Below are 18,403 nucleotides of genomic sequence, written 5' to 3'. Positions count from 1 at the left end.
AAGTCGGCGAGCGCCCATTTGTTGGGCCAGCCGCCCTGCAAACTGCGGGAAGCTCGGAACACACCTAGGTTTCGACGAGTCCGGTGGTTTCACCGGTCGCGGTGGAGTCGCGCCGGCCATGCGGCAGCGCCAAATAAGATTCCGATCCCATTTCTGTGAGACGGGAGACGGTGCGATTGAATTCCAGCGCCTCGAAGCCTTCCGTGGCGCGGTAAAGCCGGGCCGGCTCAGCAGCGGCTGAGGCCATCAGCTTCACCGAGTTGTCGTACAAAGTATCGATCAGCGCGATGAACCGCTTGGCGGCATTGCGATCGGCGTAGTCCATCACCGGGACATGATCGATCATCAGCGTGTGATATTCATGTGCGAGCCGCAGGTAATCGCTGGCGCCCAGCGGCTTCTGGCACAGATCGGCGAATGAGAAGCGCGCGACGTGATGATCGGCCTGCGGCACGTGCAGGATACGGCCCTTGATCGAGATATCGCGCGGCTCACCCTTCGTCGTCCCGGTGATCCGGTGCCACGCCCGGTCAATCGTCGCGGTCGCCTCGGCATCGTCGGGCGTCAGCCAGACCTTCATGCCGGCGAATTTCTCCAGACGGTAATCGGTTCGCGCGTCGAGCCGGATCACCCGCATATGCCGCTTCACCTGACCGATGAACGGCATGAACAGCGAGCGGTTGAGGCCACCCTTGTAGAGATCATCGGGCGCAACGTTCGACGTCGCCACCACCACGGTGCCGAGCTCGAACAATTTGGTGAACAGCCGGCCGAGGATCATCGCGTCGGCGATGTCGGTGACGTGAAATTCGTCGAAGCAGAGCAGCCAGGCTTCGTCGAGGATCGAGGCCGCCGTCAGCTCCATCACGTCGGCATCCGGAATATCGCCGCGCTTGATCGCCTGACGGAAGCCGTTGATGCGGTCATGGGTCTCGGCCATGAACTCGTGAAAATGCGACCGCCGCTTCAACGCGATCGGGCTCGCGTCGAAGAACAGATCCATCAGCATGGTCTTGCCGCGGCCGACCTCCCCATGGATGTAGAGCCCCTGCGGGGGGGCCTGGCCGGCATCGCCGCCGCCGAACAGGCGGCCGAAAAAGCCCTGCTTCTTCGGTGGCTTATAGCCGTCGAGCGTCTCGTTGAGGAGCGTGAAGGCCTGCACCGCGCGAGCCTGCGCCGGATCGGCTTCGATGCTGCCGGAGGCGATCAGGGATTGATATTGCTGGCGGAGCGAGTGCGGCGAGGACATACGGCCTTTTACCGCCTGATCGGGCGGCAAAATGCAAGCCGGGAATCGGTCGGAGAGCTATGCGCGATAACGAGTTGCCTTGGTCAGGCATTCAGCTCGTATGGCGCTTCGACGATATAGGGACCGCCACCGGTCGAGGCGCGGGCCGAATACAGCACGAACCGCTCGGCCTTGAACACCTTGGACGGGAAGTAGCCGCGGATCGACAGATAGTCGGCGACATCGCGGCTGGAAACGTCGCCGCGCAGCCGCGCCAGGGTGACGTGCGGGGTGAACTTCCGTCCCTCGGGATCGAGACCGACACGCTGCATCAACCGCTCGAGTTCGGCCTGCAGCTCGATCAGCGGCTTCGACGGCACCACCGAGGCGACTACTGCGCGGGGCTTCTTGCCGCCGAAGCTCGACAGACCCTGCAGGGTGACTTCGAACGGCTTGCGATTGACCCGAAACAGCGTCGAGGCGATCTCGTTGGCGGTGACGCCGTCGATGTCGCCGATGAACCGCAAGGTGAGATGATAATCGTCCGGGTCGACCCAACGCGCCCCCGGTAGTCCGCCACGTAAACTCGACAGGGTCTGGCCAATCTCGGCCGGAATCTCCAGTCCCGTAAACAAACGCGGCATCGGCACACCCTCGAACCTGAGGCCGATTGCGGCTGCCTATCCCGATCGTGGGGACCGTCCCGCGTGGGGCACGGCAGTCCGCAAAACGTCCGGCGAATCAACGATACGATTGTGTAGCGCGTTTGTGTAACAGCGCTACAGCGCAGCCCTCGCGGGGCCCAAAAAGCTGAGGGCAATCCGGCCCTTAAGGCGGAACTGCCGCGTTCTCAGCGGCTTTGCACCAGGAGCGGGCGGAGCAGCGCCTCGACACTGGGCAAAATCCGCTCGACGATAATGTCGACGCCCGCCGCGGTCGGATGAATGCCGTCGGCCTGATTGAGGTTCGACACCGCCGCGACGCCGTCGAGGAAGAACGGATACAGCGGCACGTCGTATTGCTTGGCGAGGTCCGGGTAGATCGCGTCGAACTGCGCGGCGTAGTCCTTGCCGTAATTCGGCGGCGCCAGCATGCCGGCAAGCAGCACCGGCAACTTACGTGCTTTCAACCGCTTCAGGATCTCGTCGAGCGCCTTGCGCGGGACCTTCGGATCGGTGCCGCGCAGCGCATCGTTGGCGCCAAGCTCGACGATCACCGCGTCGGCATCGGGCGGCACCGACCAGTCGAGCCGCTCCAGGCCGCCGCTGGCGGTATCACCCGACACGCCGGCATTCACCATCTCGGTCTCGATGCCCTTGGCTTTGAGCGCCTTTTGCAGCTTGGCCGGAAACGCATCGGCAGCCGGCAGGCCATAGCCGGCGGTCAGCGAGTCCCCGAGCACCACCACTTTCAGCGGCTTTGCAGCGGTCTCGGCCCGCGCACTTTGTCCAGGCAGCGCCGCCATCATTCCAAGTCCCAGGACCAGCGCGATCGTGCGCGCCCACCCCTCGACCGCCACGATTGAATAGCCATATGAGGCAGCCATGGACAGTCTCATTGAACCCTCGTCATTGGCCGGCGGCGCGCCGGACAGCATCGCGATCTCCAACGTCAACCTGTCGCTGGGCAGCGGCGCCGCGCGGGTGCACATCCTCAAGGATATCAGCCTGCGCGTCGGCACCGGCGAGACGATCGGGCTGATCGGCCCGTCCGGCTCCGGCAAGTCCACCCTGCTGATGGTGATGGCCGGGCTGGAGCGGCCCGACAGCGGTCAGGTGGTGGTGGGCGGCACCTCATTCAATGGTTTGGACGAGGACGCGCTGGCCCGCTTCCGCGGCCGCCAGATCGGAATCGTGTTTCAGTCCTTCCATCTGATCCCGACCATGACGGCGCTGGAAAACGTCGCGGTGCCGCTGGAGCTGGCCGGTCAGGCTGGTGCCGCGGACCGCGCGGCCCGCGAGCTGGCCTCGGTAGGTCTCGGCGAGCGGCTGCACCATTACCCCTCGCAGCTCTCAGGCGGCGAGCAGCAGCGCGTCGCGCTCGCCCGCGCGCTCGCGCCCGATCCGGCGATCCTGGTGGCCGACGAGCCGACCGGCAATCTCGATGAGACCACCGGCAAGCAGATCGTCGATCTGTTGTTCGCCAAACATGCCGAGCGCGGCATGACGCTGGTGTTGGTCACGCACGATTCCGGGCTGGCGCAACGCTGCGACAGAGTGGTGCGACTGCGCTCGGGCCGGATCGACACCACGCAGCCGGGCTCCGCCGCACGCGCACGGTCGGCCTGATCGATGACGGTCCTGACCGAGACGTCGCTCCGCACCCGTTCGTGGTCGCTGCCGCTCCGCTACGCGCTGCGCGAGATGCGCGGCGGGCTGAACGGGTTCTACGTCTTCATCGCCTGCATCGCGCTCGGCGTGATGGCGATCGCCGGCGTCGGCTCGGTCGCAGCCAGCCTCGGCGACGGGCTCGCCCGCGAGGGCCGCACGCTGCTCGGCGGTGACGCTGCGTTCTCCCTGATCCAGCGCGAAGCGACGCCGAACGAAGTGGCGTTCCTGCGCAGCCGCGGCGATGTCTCGGTCGCCGCCACGATGCGCGGCATGGCACGCACCGACGATGGCCGCTCGGCTCTGGTCGAGCTGAAGGCGGTCGACGGCGCCTATCCGCTGCTCGGCGAACTCAAACTCGAACCGCCGATGCCGGTGGCCGACCTGCTCGCCCGGCGGGACGAGACCTTTGGGGCCGCCGCCGACCCGGCCCTGCTGGCGCGGCTCGATCTGAAGATCGGCGACAAGGTTACGATCGGCAGCGCCACCTTCCAGATCCGCAGCGCAGTAGCGGCCGAGCCGGACAAGCTGTCCGGCAATATCGGCTTCGGTCCGCGCTTCTTGATCAGCGACGACGGCTTGCGCGCGACCCAGTTGCTGCAGCCCGGCAGCCTGGTGCGATGGACCTACCGGGTCCGGCTGCCGGACAACGGCACGGACGATCGCGCAGCGCAGCGGCTGGTCGATGACACCCGCGCGGCGCTGCCGCAGGCCGGCTGGGAAATCCGCACCCGCGGCAACGCCTCGCCGCAGCTCGAACGCACCATTACCCGTTTCACTCAATTCCTGACCCTGGTTGGCCTCGCCGCGTTGGTGGTCGGCGGCGTCGGCGTCGCCAATGCGGTGAAGAGCCATATTGATCGCCGCCGCGACGTGATCGCAACGCTGAAGGCGGTCGGCGCCACCGGGCGCGACGTGTTCGCGATCTATCTCACCCAGGTGATCGTGCTGGCGCTGATCGGCGCGGCGATCGGGCTGGCGCTCGGCGCCGCGATGCCGTTCGCGCTGGTCGGACTGTTCGGGCAGTTACTCCCGCTTCCGGTGGTGGCGGCGCTGCATCCCGGCGAGCTGGCGCTATCGCTGGTCTACGGCCTGCTCACCGCGCTGGCGTTCGGACTGTGGCCGCTGGCGCAGGTGCGTGACGTGCCGGTGGCGATGCTATTCCGCGAGGCGGCGACCGCCGACGGCCATCGCCCCCGGCTGAAGCACATCGCCTTGATCGCCGCGGTCGTCGCGGTGCTGCTCGCGGTGGTGATCGGGCTCGCCTACGACAAGCGCGTCGCGCTGGCGGTGATCGGCGCCACCCTGGCGATCTTCGTGCTGCTGCGCGGCGTCGCCGCCGGACTGATGGCGATCGCGCGCCGGCTGCCGCGGTCGCGCATCACCATGCTGCGGCTCGCCGTCGCCAACATTCACCGCCCCGGTGCGCTGACACCATCAGTGGTCCTGTCGCTGGGTCTCGGCCTCGCGGTGCTGGTCACCGTCTCGCAAATTGACGGTAACCTAAGACGGCAGTTCAGCGCTGCGCTGCCCGAGAAGGCACCGACCTTCTTCTTCATCGACATCCCCTCCAGCGAGACTGATCAATTCGGCACATTCCTGCGCCAGATCGCGCCGAACGCGACGTTGGAAGACGTGCCGATGCTGCGCGGCCGGATCGTCGCCGCGCGCGGCGTTCGCGCCGAAGACCTCAAGCCGGCGCCGGATGCCGAGTGGGTGCTGCAGAGCGATCGCGGCCTGACCTATGCGGCCGATGTCCCGGCCGGTTCCAAGGTGGTCGAGGGACGGTGGTGGCCCAAGGACTACAGCGGACCGCCGCTGGTGTCGTTCGACAAGAAGCTGGCACAGGGACTTGGGCTGTCGATCGGCGACAAGGTCACCGTCAATGTGCTCGGACGCGAGATCACTGCCACGATCTCGAACCTGCGCAGCATCGATTGGCAGAGCCTCGGGATCAATTTCGTCCTGGTGTTTTCACCGGACACCTTCCGCGGCGCGCCCCACACCCATATCGCCACGCTGACCGAGAGCGGCAGCACGCCGCAGAGCGACGCCGCGGTGATCAAGCAGGTCGCCGACCGGTTTCCGATGGTGACCTCGGTGCGGGTGCGCGAGGCGCTGGAGACGGTCGGCGGCGTGGTGTCGAACCTGGTGCTGGCGGTGCGCGGCGCCAGCGCGGTGACACTGATCTCCGCCATCCTGGTGCTGGGCGGCGCGCTCGCAGCCGGCCATCGCCACCGGGTCTATGACGCGGTGATCCTGAAGACGCTGGGCGCCACCCGGGCACGGCTGATCGGGGCCTTCGCGCTCGAATATGCGCTGATTGGTCTCGCCACCGCGGCGTTCGCCGTGCTGGCCGGCTCGGTCGCCGCGTGGCTGATTGTCACACGATTAATGACGCTGAGTTTCGCCTGGCAGGCCGGCTCGGCGGCCGGCGTGGTGGTGGCCGCCCTGGTGGTCACGGTCGGCCTGGGACTGATCGGCACGTGGCTGGCGCTCAACCAGAAACCGGCTTCCGTTTTGCGAAATTTATAGTATGCAGCGCCGGCGGAACGGGCGGCGCGGCGCGCTGGCGCACCGCTCTGGCGGGTCCTGTTAGGACTGGGAAATGGCCATTTTCGACCAAGGTCGGACGCCGATTTCTTTACCCTTCAGAGCGGAGCGACATTCAGCCGCGCATTAAAGCTTGCCCCGTCCGTGTTAGTTTCCCACATATCAGCATGGGTCGGACGGCTCGATGAACAGACGTTAATTTTGGGTCCTGACTAGGATCTTGGCTCAACTTTAAGCGCACATTCTTCGCCACCGTCCGGATAAATTAGTACTGGCTTTCGCCACCCTTCGCGACCGGCCAGACCAACTCGGGATCTCGACCATGTCGGACTTGGACCGCAACTACACTTCTCCCTTCGGCCGGGCCGCCGGACGCGTCGAAACCGCGACCGTCGACGCCGGGCTGCGCGCCTACATGCTGCGCATCTACAACTACATGACGATCGGCCTGGCCATCACCGGCCTGGCGGCGCTCGGCGTCTATATGGGCGCCGTGACCACGGACGCCGGCGCGGCTGCCGCGCGGGTCGGCAACACCATGCTGACCTCGTTCGGCGTGGCGATGTTCGTCAGCCCGCTGAAGTGGGTCTTCATCCTCGCCCCGCTGGCGATGGTGTTTGTCATCTCCTTCGGCATCAACCGCCTGAAGCCGGCGACCGCACAGCTTCTGTTCTGGGCGTTCTCGGCGCTGATGGGCATCTCGCTGTCGTCGATCTTCCTGGTGTACACCCACACCTCGATCGTCCGGGTGTTCTTCATCACCGCGGCCGCGTTCGGTGCGCTGAGCCTCTACGGCTACACCACCAAGCGTGACATGACCGGGATGGGTTCGTTCCTGATCATGGGCCTGTTCGGCGTCGTGATCGCCAGCCTGGTGAACCTGTTCGTCGCCTCGTCGATGCTGCAGTTCATCGTCTCGGTGGTGGGCGTGCTGGTGTTCGCCGGCCTGACCGCCTGGGACACCCAGCGCCTGAAGAACGACTACATCTACGGCTACGGCTCGATGGGCGGCGACGTCGCCGAGCGGGCCGCCATTACCGGCGCTCTGTCGCTCTACCTGAACTTCATCAACCTGTTCACGCTGCTGCTTCAGCTGCTCGGACAGAAGGAATAACGGTCTCCTCCCAGACCTGACAGCTCGAAGCCCCGGCCCAGCGCCGGGGCTTTTGTTTTGGCGGAACGAACGTCCGAACCAAGGGACTTCCGCAGGGCATCTCACAGCAAACGCCTGTCATCGCCGGGCTCGACCCGGCGATCCATCCTGCTGCAGGCAGCCTCCTGCAAGCCAGCCAAGCGTCATGGCGAAGAGGATGGATACGCGGGTCAAGCCCGCGTATGACGCTGAGATTGGCGATCCGCTCCGAGTCCGAATTTCGCATGTCCGACCTCGTCATCCGCCCTGCGATCACCGCCGACCTGCCGGCCATCACCGCGATCTACGAGCAGGCGGTGCGGTTCGGCACCGCGACCTTCGAGCTGAGCCCGCCCGACCTTACCGAGATGACGCGGCGGTTCAGCACTCTGACCGAAGCCGGCTTTCCGTATCTGGTCGCGGAGGCGGACGGGGCGATTGCCGGCTACGCCTATGCAGGGCCCTACCGGCCCCGGCCGGCCTATCGGTTCACGGTCGAGAACTCGATCTATCTCGATCCGGCGGCCCACCGCCGCGGCATCGGCAGCGCGCTGCTGCGTGACCTGATCGCCGCATGCACCGAGCGCGGCTTCCGCCAGATGATCGCGGTGATCGGCGATTCCGCCAACGCCGCCTCGATCGCCCTGCACCGCAAGGCCGGCTTCGCGCCGATCGGCACCCATACCGACGTCGGTTTCAAGTTCGGTCGCTGGCTGGACTCGGTGCTGATGCAGCGGACGCTGGGCGACGGCGGGCAGACGGTGCCCGAAGCAGAAGCACGGCCGAACAGCTCATAATGCCGTACCCTCCGCGAAAGCAGAAAGGGCAGTGACGCGGGGGGCGCCGAGACGCTTCGCCCCGGCTCCGCCGCAGCTCAGGTCAGACCAGCGCCAGCTTGCGGTCGATCACCAGCAGCACACGTTCGAGTTCATGGCCGCGGCGCAGGATCTGGCCGGAAGCGCCGATGACGCAATACGCGCCCTGTTTGCGGGCGAGCCGCGGATCTTTGACGATGCGATAGATCGGGACTTCCGAGGCGCGGCGGAAGATCGAGAACACCGCGGTGTCTTTCAGGAAGTCGATGGCGTAATCGCGCCACTCGCCGGCCGCGACCATCCGGCCATAGAGATTGAGGATGCGATTGAGCTCCAGGCGGTTGAAAGTGACCAGTCCCTGCAGCGGTGCGGTGCCTGGGCGCTCCGCTGCGCGGCTCTCGCTGGGGTCAGCCTCCCCGGAAATCATATCCATCGGCGCCTCCTGTCACGACGCTGACATGATTGCGCCGCCGGCGACGGGCCGCAAGGGGACCGAAAGCAGCAGGCGCCGAAACAGCGCCCTTGCGCACGCGGCTCACGCCTTCGTTAGCCGAATTCTTATTGCCGCCCGATTTTCGCCCAGCGCCCGCCAAGCCCGCTTGCGATAACGCTATCACTGCGTTGGCCCGGTCCCTTCGGCTTCGGATTCCTCAGCCCCCAGCCCCCCGAAGCAGTCGGGATCGGGCCTGTACGCAGAACCTCGATCCCCCTCCTGGGCCGACGCAAGTTGGTCCTTTTTTGTTTTGAGGGGCCGGCTCGCTTCCGGTCGTGAAGCTCGCAGCCAAGGCGCGCAAAGCAGCTCCGGCTATTTTCCGCCAGATCGCACCCGGCCGACGATCAGTTCAGCGACGTGAACGCGGCCCCGAGCATTGCGCCGGGCTTCTCACGGCTGCCGTTCTGCACATAGACCGCCGCCGCATCGACGCCGTCGCCGACGACGTTCTCAAGCGGCACCGTCCAGTGCTCCGCCGCGCCGGTCCAATCGCCGACCTTCAGCAGATTGCGCACCACATTGTGGTAGGTGACGTGCCGGCCGCGGTTCTCGCCGCGCCCGATCTCGATCGGGATCGCTTTGGACACCGCGCAGATCCAGACTTCGCCGCTCTTGGTGGTCTCGCCCTGGGGCGCCGCGGCGACCGAGACTTTGATCTCTTTGCCTTCGACCGCCACCGAGACCGGCACGGTCATCACCCCGGCGGTCTTGTCGGTGGTCTTGATCGCGCCCTCGATGCCGGCGCGGTTGCTGCCGACAAGGTGCGCCGACCCATTGACGATCACCTGCGGGGTGAAGACGTCCCGATCGCCTCGCACTTGCGAGTAAGCTTTCTGGCGAGCGGTAAAACGGGAGTCGGCCAGGGTGTCCTTCCAGCCGAGATAGTCCCAATAGTCGATCGGAAGGCTGAGGGCGATCACCGACGGATCGCGGGCGAGTTCGCCAATGATTTTGTCCGCCGGCGGACAAGACGAGCAGCCTTGCGAGGTGAACAGCTCGACCACGGCGCGGGGTTCGGCGGCAGCAAAATCGGCCGTCGCGATCGTCACGCACAGGCCGAGTGCGCCGGACCACCGCGAAAATCCACCAACACCATTCATCGTCGTTTGCCGAACCGCCTTTGCCGAATGCTTCGGGACGGCCGCACGCCGCCATCCATCGAGGAGCCTTAAAACGAAAAGGCGGCCATTTGCATAGGCCGCCTTCCGTTCACCTGCCACTCACTTCGCAGTGAGGCATTCTCCGCCTATCGGCGAAGATCGCGGCTGTTAGGCCGCGAGCTTGCGCAGCACGTAGTGCAGAATACCACCGTTGCGGTAGTAATCGAGCTCATCGAGCGTATCGATGCGGCACAGCAGCGGCACGCGCTTGCGCTTGCCCTCGGCCGAGGTGATCTCGGCTTCCAGCATCTGCCGCGGCTTGAGGTCGCCTTCGAGGCCGCGGATCGTGACCTTCTCGTCGCCCTTGAGGCCGAGCGAGGCCCACGAGGTGCCGTCTTCGAAGGTCAGCGGCAGTACGCCCATGCCGACCAGGTTCGAGCGATGGATGCGCTCGAAGCTCTGGCAGATCACGGCGCGAACGCCGAGCAGACGAGTGCCCTTCGCGGCCCAGTCGCGCGACGAACCGTTGCCGTATTCGGCGCCGGCGAACACCACCAGCGGCACCTTCTCTTCCTGGTACTTCATAGCGGCGTCGTAGATCGACATCTGCTCGCCGTCCGGCCAGTGCTTGGTGAGACCGCCTTCCGGAATGTTGCCGTCGGCGCCCTTCAGCATGTGGTTCTTGATGCGGATGTTGGCGAAGGTGCCGCGCATCATGACTTCGTGGTTACCACGGCGCGTACCGTACTGGTTGAAGTCGGCCGGCCGCACCTGATGCTCCGACAGATACTTGCCGGCCGGCGACGTCAGCTTGATCGAGCCCGCCGGCGAGATGTGGTCGGTGGTGATCTTGTCGCCGAACAGCGCCAGGACGCGGGCGTCGACGACGTCGATGACCGGCTCCGGCTGCTTGGTCATGCCTTCGAAATACGGCGGGTTCTGCACATAGGTCGAGCCCATGTTCCACTTGTAGGTCTCGCTCTCGACCGTCTTGATCTTGCGCCAGTTGGTGTCGCCCTTGAACACGTCGGCGTAGCGCGCCTTGAAGATCTTGGAGGTCACGTACTTCTTGACGAAGGCGTTGATCTCCTTGGTGCTCGGCCAGATGTCCTTCAGGTACACCGGCTTGCCGTCCTTACCGGTGCCGATCGGATCGACCGCGAGGTTCTTGGTCACCGAGCCGGCGAGCGCGTAGGCGACCACCAGCGGCGGCGAGGCCAGGTAGTTGGCCTGCACGTCCGGCGAGACGCGGCCTTCGAAGTTGCGGTTGCCCGACAGCACCGCGGCGGCGACGATGCCGTTGTCGTTGATCGACTTCGAGATTTCTTCCGGCAGCGGGCCGGAGTTGCCGATGCAGGTGGTGCAGCCGAAGCCGACGAGGTTGAAGCCGACCTTGTCGAGATCCTTCTGCAGACCCGAATTCGCCAGATACTCGGCGACGACCTGCGAGCCCGGCGCCAGCGAGGTCTTCACCCACGGCGCCGCCTTGAGGCCCTTGGCCGCGGCGTTACGCGCCAACAGGCCAGCGCCGATCAGCACGCTCGGGTTCGAGGTGTTGGTGCACGAGGTGATCGCCGCGATCACCACGTCGCCGTGGCCGAGATCGAAGTTGCGGCCTTCCACCTTGTAGCGGGCGCCGTCGAGCGCCTTCTTGTACTCGTTGGCCATCGCGGTGGCGAAGCCTTCCGACACCGACGACAGCGCGATGCGACCTTCCGGACGCTTCGGGCCGGCCATCGACGGCTCGACGGTGGCGAGGTCCAGCGTCAGCGTCACGGTGAACACCGGGTCCGGCGACTTGGAGGTGCGGAACAGGCCCTGCGCCTTGCTGTACTTCTCGACCAGCGCGACCCGCGCCGAGGCACGGCCCGAGGTCTTCAAGTAATCGATGGTTTCGCCGTCGACCGGGAAGAAGCCGCAGGTCGCGCCGTATTCCGGCGCCATGTTGGCGATCGTGGCCTTGTCGGCGACCGAGAGGTTGTCGAGGCCCGGGCCGAAGAATTCGACGAACTTGCCGACCACGCCCTGCTTACGCAGCATCTGGGTGACGGTGAGCACCAGGTCGGTGGCGGTGACGCCTTCCTTGAGCGCGCCCTTGAGCTTGAAGCCGACCACTTCCGGCAGCAGCATCGACAGCGGCTGGCCGAGCATCGCAGCTTCCGCCTCGATGCCGCCGACGCCCCAGCCGAGCACGGCGAGGCCGTTGACCATGGTGGTGTGCGAGTCGGTACCGACCAGCGTGTCCGGATAGGCGACTTCGAAGGTGCCGGTCTTGCGGCCGATCGTCATCTTCTCCTTCTTGGTCCAGACCGTCTGCGCCAAGTACTCGAGATTGACCTGGTGGCAGATGCCGGTGCCGGGCGGCACCACCGAGAAGTTCGAGAACGCCTTCTGGCCCCACTTCAGGAACTCGTAGCGCTCCTGGTTCTGCTTGTACTCCTCGGCGACGTTCTTCTTGAACGCCTGGTTGTTACCGAAGAAGTTGACGATCACCGAGTGGTCGATGACGAGGTCGACCGGCACCAGCGGATTGATCTTCTCGGCATCGCCGCCGAGCTTCTGCATCGCGTTGCGCATCGCCGCCAGATCGACCACCGCCGGCACGCCGGTGAAGTCCTGCATCAGCACGCGCGCCGGGCGGAATGCGATCTCGTGCTCCAGCGCCTTCTTCCGCATCCACTTGGCGACCGCCATGATGTCCGCCTTCTTGACGGTGCGGTCGTCCTCGTTGCGCAGCAGGTTTTCCAGCAGCACCTTCATCGAGTAGGGCAGACGGGAAATCCCCTTCAGGCCGTTCTTCTCGGCGGTGGGCAGGCTGTAATAGACGTAAGACTTGCTGCCGACCTTGAGGATCTTCCGGCATTTGAAGCTGTCGAGCGAGGTCATGTAAGGCGGGTCCCAGATTATCGTTTTCGATTGGGCGAGCTTGTATGCTGGCTCCGGAGGGGCAGGCCGTCCGGCTTGCAGGCGCCGATCGTGTGCTGCATCAAGTTCCGGCTTATAGAACCTTTCCAATTGCGCCGCCAGTTCGACAATGACAGGCGAGCGCATCGATTTGTGAGCAGGCCGTTCCGATCCCGGAGCGGAACAGGTTGGGATAGATGCGGCTGTCGGGGCGCGACTTACGGTGTGTACGAGGTGGCCGCGAGGTATTCGCCGGACTGGCCTTCGAGGCGAGCGCCGGCGAGGCACTGGCGCTGGTCGGACATAACGGCGCCGGTAAGACGTCGCTGCTGCGGCTGATCGCCGGGCTGCTGACACCCGAGGGCGGAACCATCACGCTCGACGGCGGGGAACCGGATACGCCGGTCGCCGAACAGGCCCACTATCTCGGCCACCGCGACGCGCTCAAGCCGTCGCTCAGCGTCGCTGAGAATCTCGGCTTCTGGCGGGACTTTCTCGGCGGCGAGCGCACCGATCTGAGCGCCGCCATCAAGGCGGTCGGGCTCGGCCACGCCGCCGAACTGCCGGCCGCGTATCTGTCGGCCGGCCAGCGCCGGCGGCTGTCGATCGCCCGCCTGCTGGTGGTGCGGCGGCCGATCTGGCTGCTGGACGAGCCGACCTCGGCGCTCGACGTCAAAGGCCAGGAGCTGTTCGTCGGGCTGATGCAGGATCACCTCGCCCGCGGCGGCATCATCGTCGCCGCCACCCACACGCCGCTCGGCATTCCGGTGCGCGAGCAGCGGATCGGAGCCGCGACATGACCGCGCTCGGCGCCATCATTCGCCGCGATATCAAGATCGCGCTCCGCGTCGGCGGCGGGGCGCTGATCGGCGTATTGTTCTTCCTCACTGTGGTGGTGCTGATGCCGTTCGCGGTCGGCCCCGACCTTGCGCTTTTGAAGCGGCTCGGGCCGGCGATCCTGTGGCTCGGCGCGCTGCTCGCCAGCCTGCTGACACTCGACCGGCTGTTCACCGCCGACGCCGAGGACGGCTCGCTCGACCTGATCGTGATGAGCCGCACCCCGCTGGAGCTGACCTGCGCCGCCAAGGCGCTGGCGCATTGGCTGGCGGCCGGCCTGCCGCTGATCGTGGCAACCCCGGTGCTGGGCCTATTGCTCAACCTCGACGGCAGCGCCTCGCTGGCCGTGATGGCGACGCTGCTGGCCGGCACCCCGGCGCTGACCTTCACCGGCATGATCGGCGCCGCGCTGGCGGTGACGCTGCGCCGCGGCGGGCTGCTGCTGGCCGTGCTGGTGCTGCCACTGTCGATCCCGGTGCTGATCTTCGGCGTTTCCGCCTCCCAGGCGGCGATCGTCGGCCCGGTGTCGTTCGGCACCCCATTCTCGATCCTGTGCGCGATCTCGCTGCTCAGCCTGGTGATCGGCCCGTTCGCCGCCGCCGCCAGCCTGCGCCAGGGGCTGGATTAGGGCGAATCACCGCCGATCAACTCCTTCGGAAGTCGCCGCCGACCTGCGTCACGTCATTGCCTGTGCGGGTCCCGGCCATTATCAGGGACGTCATGAAGCTGACCGAACTCGCCAATCCGACCCGGTTCCTGACGCTCGCGGGGCGCCTGCTGCCCTGGCTGGCGGCCGCGACCGCATTGGCGCTGGCGGCAGGCCTGACCCAGGGCATGCTGGCGCCGGACGACTACCAGCAGGGCGCCACCGTCAAGATCATGTTCGTGCACGTGCCGAACGCCTGGCTGGCGATGTTCGTCTGGGGGGTGATGAGCGTCGCCTCGCTCGGCACGCTGGTGTGGCGGCATCCGCTCGCCGACGTCGCGGCCAAGACCGCGGCGCCGATCGGCGCGGCCTTCACGTTCCTGGCGCTGGTCACCGGTTCGCTGTGGGGCCGGCCGATGTGGGGCACCTATTGGGAATGGGACGCCCGGCTGACCTCGATGCTAGTGCTGTTTCTGATGTATCTCGGCCTGATCGCGCTGTGGCGCGCGGTCGAGGACCCGTCCCGGGCCGCCCGCGCCGCCGCCGTGCTGACCCTAGTCGGTGCCATCAACCTGCCGATCATCAAGTTCTCGGTCGATTGGTGGAATACGTTGCACCAGCCGGCCTCGGTGGTGCGGATGGGCGGCTCGACGCTCGACAAGGCATTCCTGATCCCGCTGCTGGTCACCGCGATCGGGTTTTCGCTGCTGTTTCTGACGCTGCATCTGGCGGCGATGCGGAACGAGATCCTGCGCCGGCGGGTGCGCTCGCTGCAGATGATGCAGGCCAGCCGGGCCGAGGCGGCGTGATGTTCGGCAAATACGCGGACTTCATCGTCTCGTCCTACGCCGCGACCGCGATCGTGGTGCTGCTGCTGATCGGCTGGGTGGTGCTGGATTATCGCAAGCAGAAGGCGCGGCTGCGCGATCTCGAAGCCCGCGGCGCCGTCCGCCGCTCCGGCCGCAGCGCGACCGATCACTAACAACCGACGGATCATCATGAGCGACACCTTCGATCCCGCCTCGCCGAAGCGCCGCTCCTGGCTGGTCGTGCTGCCGGCGCTGCTGTTCGCCGGGCTGGCGGTGTTGTTCTGGTTTCGGCTCGGCGACAGCGACGTGTCGCGGATCCCCTCAGCCCTGATCGGCCGGCCGGCGCCGCAGACGCCGCTGCCGCCGCTGGAAGGCCTGAGCCGCGACGGCAACCAGGTTGCGGGACTCGATCCGGCGATGTTCAAGGGCAAGGTCAGCGTCGTCAACGTCTGGGCATCGTGGTGCGTACCTTGCCATGACGAAGCGCCGCTGCTGATGACGCTGGCGCAGGACACCCGCATTCAGCTCGTCGGGATCGACTACAAGGACAAGCCCGACAACGCCCGCCGCTTCCTCGGCCGGTACGGCAATCCGTTCGCGGCCGTCGGCGTCGATGCCTCCGGGCGTGCCGCGATCGAATGGGGCGTGTACGGCGTGCCGGAGACCTTCGTGATCGGCCGCGACGGCAAGATCGCCTACAAGCTGGTGGGGCCGATCACCCCGGACAACATCGAGAAGGTGCTGAAGCCGGAAATCAGCAAGGCGCTGGCTGCGCCGCAGAGCTGACCGACCTGTTAGCACTTCTAAAAAACCCTCGAAAATAAATCGGACCGTTTATCGGCCGTTCATCGCACCGCCATTGCGGCGCCATGAATCCCGGATGAGCTTCGGGCGTTACTAACAACGTCCTTTGGAGGGACATCCGATGGGTACCTCGACTTTCCGTCGTCTCACGCTCGCCCCGCTCGCCGCCGCCGTCGCGCTCGGCCTGCTCGTCTCCGCGCCCGCGATGGCGCAGGCACCGCAGCCGGCCACGCCGCCGACCGCCAAATCCGACAAGATGGCCCCTCCGCCGAAAGCCGATACCAAAGCGGCTGCGCCGGCGAAGTCGGAGAAGGTCGAGCTCCTCGATATCAACTCGGCAACCGCCGAACAGCTCGACGCGCTCCCCGGCGTCGGCAAGGCTTACTCCGCCGCGATCATCAAGGGCCGGCCCTACAAGGGCAAGGACGAGCTGGTGCAGAAGAAGATCGTGCCGCAGAAGACCTACGACGGCATCAAGGACAAGATCATCGCCAAGCAGAAATTATCGAGATGATGCCGGGGCGCCTGCCCCGAAGTAACACGTCATGCCCGGGCTTGCCCCGGGCATCCATCACCAGAAGAGGATGGATTGCCGGGTCAAGCCCGGCAATGACGACCTGGGGCCAAACAGACTCAGCGCCCCGACACGTCGCCTTCGTCGGCGGCACTCTGTTCGAGCGTGGCGGGCTCGGCCGCGTAGCGCTTGGTGAGGGGCATCTGCAGCAGCGCGAATAGCATCGTCAGCGGCACCACGCCGAACACCTTGAAGTTGACCCAGAAGTCGGTCGACTGCGTCCGCCACACCGCTTCGTTCAGCAGAGCCATCGCGAAGAAGAACAGCGCCCAGCGCAGCGTCAGCTTGCGCCAGCCTTCCGCCGTCAGGTTGAACACCTGATCGAACATGATGGCGATGAAGCTGCGGCCGAACAGCAGCCCGCCGCCGAGCACCGCGCCGAACAGCGCGTACACGATCGTCGGCTTCATCTTGATGAAGGTCTCGTCGTGCAGCACCAGCGTCAGGGTGCCGAACACCAGCACTACCACGGCGGTGACCAGCGCCATCACCGGTACGTGCCGGGTGACGACGTAGGACGCGATCACGGCAGCGACCACCGCCACCATGAAGGCGCCGGTCGCAGCGAACAGATGAAACTTGGCGTTGACGATGAAGAACACCAGCAGCGGCCCGAGCTCGGTCGCAAGCTTGAACAGCGGGTGCGGCCGGTTGGGCTTCAGCAGGTCGTCCGTCATGCCGCCTCCGTGCCGGCGATCGCCTTGGCGAAATCCCGCGCCGTGAACGGCGCCAGATCGTCGACGCCTTCGCCGACGCCGATGAAGTGTACCGGCAGTTTGTGCTTCTCGGCGATTGCCACCAGGATGCCGCCGCGGGCGGTGCCATCGAGCTTGGTCATCACCAGGCCGGTGACTCCGGCGGTCTTGGTGAAGGCTTCGACCTGCGACAGCGCGTTCTGGCCGACGGTGGCGTCGAGCACCAGCAGCACCGCATGCGGCGCGGTGGCGTCGACCTTCTTGATCACCCGCACCACCTTCTCGAGCTCGTTCATCAGCTCGGTGCGGTTCTGCAGCCGGCCGGCGGTGTCGATCAGCAGCACGTCACGGCCCTGCTGCTTGGCCTCGGTGAGCGCGTTGAAGGCGAGACCGGCCGCGTCGGAGCCCTGGGCGCCGGCCACCACCGGCGTGCCGGTGCGATCGCCCCAGACCTTGAGCTGATCGATCGCCGCGGCCCGGAAGGTGTCGCCGGCGGCCAGCATCACCTTGTGGCCCTCGGAAGCGAACCGCGCCGACAATTTGCCGATCGTGGTGGTCTTGCCGGAGCCGTTGACCCCGACCATCAGGATCACGAACGGCTTCTTGCCGGCGTCGATGTCGAGCGGCTGCGCCACCGGCGCCAGCACCTTCTCGACCTCAGCCGCCACGATCTCTTTGACGTCGCTGGCCGAGATCATCTTGTCGTAGCGGCCCTCGCCGACCGCCTTGGCGATCCGGGCCGCCACCTCGGTGCCGAGGTCGGCGCGCAGCAGCACGTCTTCGATCTCCTCGAGCATCGCCCGATCGAGCTTGCGCTTGGAAACGAATTCCGACAGCGCGGTCCCGATCGAGCTCGAGGTGCGCTTCAGTCCGCTGGACAGCCGTCGCCACCAGCTCTGTTTCGAATTTTCCTGAGTGTCGCTCATCAGGGCGCTGTGTTAGCCGTTTCGCGCCATGAACGAAAGCCACCCAGATCAATTCGAGCCGCCGGAACTGACCCCCGAGGAGATTCAGGCGCGCGTGCTGTATCGCGACGGGCTGATGCTGGTGATCGACAAACCGCCAGGCCTGCCGGTGCATCGCGGGCCCAAAGGCGGCCCGAACCTGGAGGCTTCGTTCGACGCGCTCCGCTACGGTTTGCCGCGCCCGCCGGTGCTGGCACATCGGCTCGACCGCGACACCTCAGGCTGCCTGGTGCTCGGCCGCCACCGCAAGGCCACCGCCACGCTCGGGCTGCTGTTCAAGCATTCGCGGATTTCCAAGACCTATTGGGCGATCGTCGAAGGCGGCCCGGCCGAAGACGAAGGCAGCATCGACCTGCCGATCGCCAAGCTCAATGCCGAACGCGGCTGGTGGCAGAAGGTCGATCCGGAAGGGCTGCCGTCTCTGACGAAATGGCGGGTGATCGGGCGGTCGGGAGTTTTGCCGGCCGCCGCGACGACCGCTTCCGCCCCGTCCCCCGACGCCGCGGCAAGCGGCTCCCCTC

Annotated in this window: 19 protein-coding genes; 11 read left to right on the top strand and 8 right to left on the bottom strand. The window is 66.1% G+C overall.

Features of this window, described 5'->3' with window-relative positions; translation table 11 throughout:
- Window positions 1-64: 64 nt before the first annotated feature.
- The 3 genes from zapE to DY467_RS24310 all read right to left on the bottom strand — a co-directional run bounded on the left by zapE (window position 65) and on the right by DY467_RS24310 (window position 2,774).
- On the bottom strand, window positions 65-1,249 hold the full coding sequence (gene zapE / locus DY467_RS24320; protein ID WP_107353805.1) for a cell division protein ZapE: 1,185 nt from the start codon (window positions 1,247-1,249) through the stop codon (window positions 65-67).
- A gap of 83 nt (window positions 1,250-1,332) precedes the next feature.
- On the bottom strand, window positions 1,333-1,872 hold the full coding sequence (gene thpR / locus DY467_RS24315) for an RNA 2',3'-cyclic phosphodiesterase (protein WP_107342446.1): 540 nt from the start codon (window positions 1,870-1,872) through the stop codon (window positions 1,333-1,335).
- Between the two features lie 206 nt (window positions 1,873-2,078).
- Window positions 2,079-2,774 carry an arylesterase gene (locus DY467_RS24310; protein ID WP_246701632.1) on the bottom strand — a complete coding sequence of 232 codons (696 nt, stop codon included), beginning with the start codon at window positions 2,772-2,774 and terminating at the stop codon, window positions 2,079-2,081.
- Between DY467_RS24310 and DY467_RS24305 the strand changes: the two genes are divergently transcribed.
- The 4 genes from DY467_RS24305 (at window position 2,773) to DY467_RS24290 (ending at window position 8,037) form a co-directional block, all read left to right on the top strand.
- Window positions 2,773-3,516, top strand: a complete 744-nt coding sequence (locus DY467_RS24305; protein ID WP_107342447.1) for an ABC transporter ATP-binding protein — start codon at window positions 2,773-2,775, stop codon at window positions 3,514-3,516. The two genes, DY467_RS24310 and DY467_RS24305, sit on opposite strands and share 2 nt — an antisense overlap.
- A 3-nt stretch (window positions 3,517-3,519) precedes the next feature.
- Window positions 3,520-6,090, top strand: coding sequence for an ABC transporter permease (locus DY467_RS24300; protein ID WP_164639550.1), 2,571 nt, complete (start codon window positions 3,520-3,522; stop codon window positions 6,088-6,090).
- A gap of 340 nt (window positions 6,091-6,430) precedes the next feature.
- Window positions 6,431-7,222, top strand: coding sequence for a Bax inhibitor-1/YccA family protein (locus tag DY467_RS24295; RefSeq protein ID WP_011155766.1), 792 nt, complete (start codon window positions 6,431-6,433; stop codon window positions 7,220-7,222).
- Between the two features lie 263 nt (window positions 7,223-7,485).
- Window positions 7,486-8,037 carry a GNAT family N-acetyltransferase gene (locus DY467_RS24290; RefSeq protein WP_164639548.1) on the top strand — a complete coding sequence of 184 codons (552 nt, stop codon included), beginning with the start codon at window positions 7,486-7,488 and terminating at the stop codon, window positions 8,035-8,037.
- Window positions 8,038-8,119: 82 nt separating this feature from the next.
- Here the strand turns inward: DY467_RS24290 and DY467_RS24285 are convergent, their stop codons facing one another.
- The 3 genes from DY467_RS24285 to acnA all read right to left on the bottom strand — a co-directional run bounded on the left by DY467_RS24285 (window position 8,120) and on the right by acnA (window position 12,534).
- The gene (locus DY467_RS24285; RefSeq protein WP_107342449.1) at window positions 8,120-8,488 is read right to left on the bottom strand and encodes a DUF2794 domain-containing protein; all 369 of its coding nucleotides are present in this window, start codon (window positions 8,486-8,488) and stop codon (window positions 8,120-8,122) included.
- A gap of 404 nt (window positions 8,489-8,892) precedes the next feature.
- Window positions 8,893-9,648, bottom strand: a complete 756-nt coding sequence (locus DY467_RS24280; protein ID WP_107353809.1) for a DUF1223 domain-containing protein — start codon at window positions 9,646-9,648, stop codon at window positions 8,893-8,895.
- Between the two features lie 168 nt (window positions 9,649-9,816).
- Window positions 9,817-12,534 carry an aconitate hydratase AcnA gene (gene acnA / locus DY467_RS24275; protein WP_164639546.1) on the bottom strand — a complete coding sequence of 906 codons (2,718 nt, stop codon included), beginning with the start codon at window positions 12,532-12,534 and terminating at the stop codon, window positions 9,817-9,819.
- A 215-nt stretch (window positions 12,535-12,749) separates the two neighbouring features.
- On the opposite strand from acnA, the gene ccmA reads away from it, so the two are divergent.
- The 6 genes from ccmA (at window position 12,750) to DY467_RS24245 (ending at window position 16,162) form a co-directional block, all read left to right on the top strand.
- Entirely contained in the window at window positions 12,750-13,352 is a 603-nt protein-coding gene (gene ccmA / locus DY467_RS24270; RefSeq protein WP_164639544.1) for a heme ABC exporter ATP-binding protein CcmA, read from the top strand.
- Window positions 13,349-14,017 (top strand): heme exporter protein CcmB, encoded by a 669-nt coding sequence (ccmB, locus tag DY467_RS24265; RefSeq protein ID WP_107342453.1) that lies wholly within the window; start codon window positions 13,349-13,351, stop codon window positions 14,015-14,017. The genes ccmA and ccmB overlap by 4 nt, the downstream gene beginning before the upstream one ends.
- 92 nt (window positions 14,018-14,109) lie before the next feature.
- Window positions 14,110-14,844: a heme ABC transporter permease gene (locus tag DY467_RS24260; protein WP_107353813.1), complete on the top strand. Its 735-nt coding sequence runs from the start codon at window positions 14,110-14,112 to the stop codon at window positions 14,842-14,844.
- A complete protein-coding gene (gene ccmD / locus DY467_RS24255; protein WP_013500270.1) occupies window positions 14,844-15,017 on the top strand; it encodes a heme exporter protein CcmD in 174 nt (57 codons plus the stop codon). Before DY467_RS24260 ends, ccmD begins: the two co-directional genes overlap by 1 nt.
- A gap of 16 nt (window positions 15,018-15,033) precedes the next feature.
- Window positions 15,034-15,630 (top strand): DsbE family thiol:disulfide interchange protein, encoded by a 597-nt coding sequence (locus tag DY467_RS24250; protein WP_107342456.1) that lies wholly within the window; start codon window positions 15,034-15,036, stop codon window positions 15,628-15,630.
- Window positions 15,631-15,769: 139 nt separating this feature from the next.
- Window positions 15,770-16,162 (top strand): ComEA family DNA-binding protein, encoded by a 393-nt coding sequence (locus DY467_RS24245; protein ID WP_164639542.1) that lies wholly within the window; start codon window positions 15,770-15,772, stop codon window positions 16,160-16,162.
- A gap of 119 nt (window positions 16,163-16,281) precedes the next feature.
- Here DY467_RS24245 and DY467_RS24240 read toward each other — a convergent pair whose 3' ends face one another.
- Together DY467_RS24240 and ftsY are read right to left on the bottom strand one after the other, a co-directional pair.
- On the bottom strand, window positions 16,282-16,899 hold the full coding sequence (locus DY467_RS24240; protein ID WP_164639540.1) for a septation protein A: 618 nt from the start codon (window positions 16,897-16,899) through the stop codon (window positions 16,282-16,284).
- Window positions 16,896-17,843 carry a signal recognition particle-docking protein FtsY gene (gene ftsY, locus DY467_RS24235; RefSeq protein ID WP_164639538.1) on the bottom strand — a complete coding sequence of 316 codons (948 nt, stop codon included), beginning with the start codon at window positions 17,841-17,843 and terminating at the stop codon, window positions 16,896-16,898. The genes DY467_RS24240 and ftsY overlap by 4 nt, the downstream gene beginning before the upstream one ends.
- 28 nt (window positions 17,844-17,871) lie before the next feature.
- On the opposite strand from ftsY, the gene DY467_RS24230 reads away from it, so the two are divergent.
- The coding region (locus tag DY467_RS24230; RefSeq protein ID WP_246701631.1) for an RluA family pseudouridine synthase at window positions 17,872-18,403 on the top strand (532 nt) is incomplete at its 3' end.

This window comes from Rhodopseudomonas sp. BR0G17 (assembly GCF_010907025.1).
Taxonomy (GTDB): domain Bacteria; phylum Pseudomonadota; class Alphaproteobacteria; order Rhizobiales; family Xanthobacteraceae; genus Rhodopseudomonas; species Rhodopseudomonas palustris_H.
This window is presented reverse-complemented; position numbering and strand designations above follow the sequence as displayed.

Coding starts and splice junctions, on each gene's coding strand:
- zapE (WP_107353805.1), bottom strand. CDS start 1,249: ATGTCCTCGCCGCACTCGCTCCGCCAGCAATATCAATCCCTGATCGCC.
- thpR (WP_107342446.1), bottom strand. CDS start 1,872: ATGCCGCGTTTGTTTACGGGACTGGAGATTCCGGCCGAGATTGGCCAG.
- DY467_RS24305 (WP_107342447.1), top strand. CDS start 2,773: ATGGACAGTCTCATTGAACCCTCGTCATTGGCCGGCGGCGCGCCGGAC.
- DY467_RS24310 (WP_246701632.1), bottom strand. CDS start 2,774: ATGGCTGCCTCATATGGCTATTCAATCGTGGCGGTCGAGGGGTGGGCG.
- DY467_RS24300 (WP_164639550.1), top strand. CDS start 3,520: ATGACGGTCCTGACCGAGACGTCGCTCCGCACCCGTTCGTGGTCGCTG.
- DY467_RS24295 (WP_011155766.1), top strand. CDS start 6,431: ATGTCGGACTTGGACCGCAACTACACTTCTCCCTTCGGCCGGGCCGCC.
- DY467_RS24290 (WP_164639548.1), top strand. CDS start 7,486: ATGTCCGACCTCGTCATCCGCCCTGCGATCACCGCCGACCTGCCGGCC.
- DY467_RS24285 (WP_107342449.1), bottom strand. CDS start 8,488: ATGGATATGATTTCCGGGGAGGCTGACCCCAGCGAGAGCCGCGCAGCG.
- DY467_RS24280 (WP_107353809.1), bottom strand. CDS start 9,648: ATGAATGGTGTTGGTGGATTTTCGCGGTGGTCCGGCGCACTCGGCCTG.
- acnA (WP_164639546.1), bottom strand. CDS start 12,534: ATGACCTCGCTCGACAGCTTCAAATGCCGGAAGATCCTCAAGGTCGGC.
- ccmA (WP_164639544.1), top strand. CDS start 12,750: ATGCGGCTGTCGGGGCGCGACTTACGGTGTGTACGAGGTGGCCGCGAG.
- ccmB (WP_107342453.1), top strand. CDS start 13,349: ATGACCGCGCTCGGCGCCATCATTCGCCGCGATATCAAGATCGCGCTC.
- DY467_RS24260 (WP_107353813.1), top strand. CDS start 14,110: ATGAAGCTGACCGAACTCGCCAATCCGACCCGGTTCCTGACGCTCGCG.
- ccmD (WP_013500270.1), top strand. CDS start 14,844: ATGTTCGGCAAATACGCGGACTTCATCGTCTCGTCCTACGCCGCGACC.
- DY467_RS24250 (WP_107342456.1), top strand. CDS start 15,034: ATGAGCGACACCTTCGATCCCGCCTCGCCGAAGCGCCGCTCCTGGCTG.
- DY467_RS24245 (WP_164639542.1), top strand. CDS start 15,770: ATGGGTACCTCGACTTTCCGTCGTCTCACGCTCGCCCCGCTCGCCGCC.
- DY467_RS24240 (WP_164639540.1), bottom strand. CDS start 16,899: ATGACGGACGACCTGCTGAAGCCCAACCGGCCGCACCCGCTGTTCAAG.
- ftsY (WP_164639538.1), bottom strand. CDS start 17,843: ATGAGCGACACTCAGGAAAATTCGAAACAGAGCTGGTGGCGACGGCTG.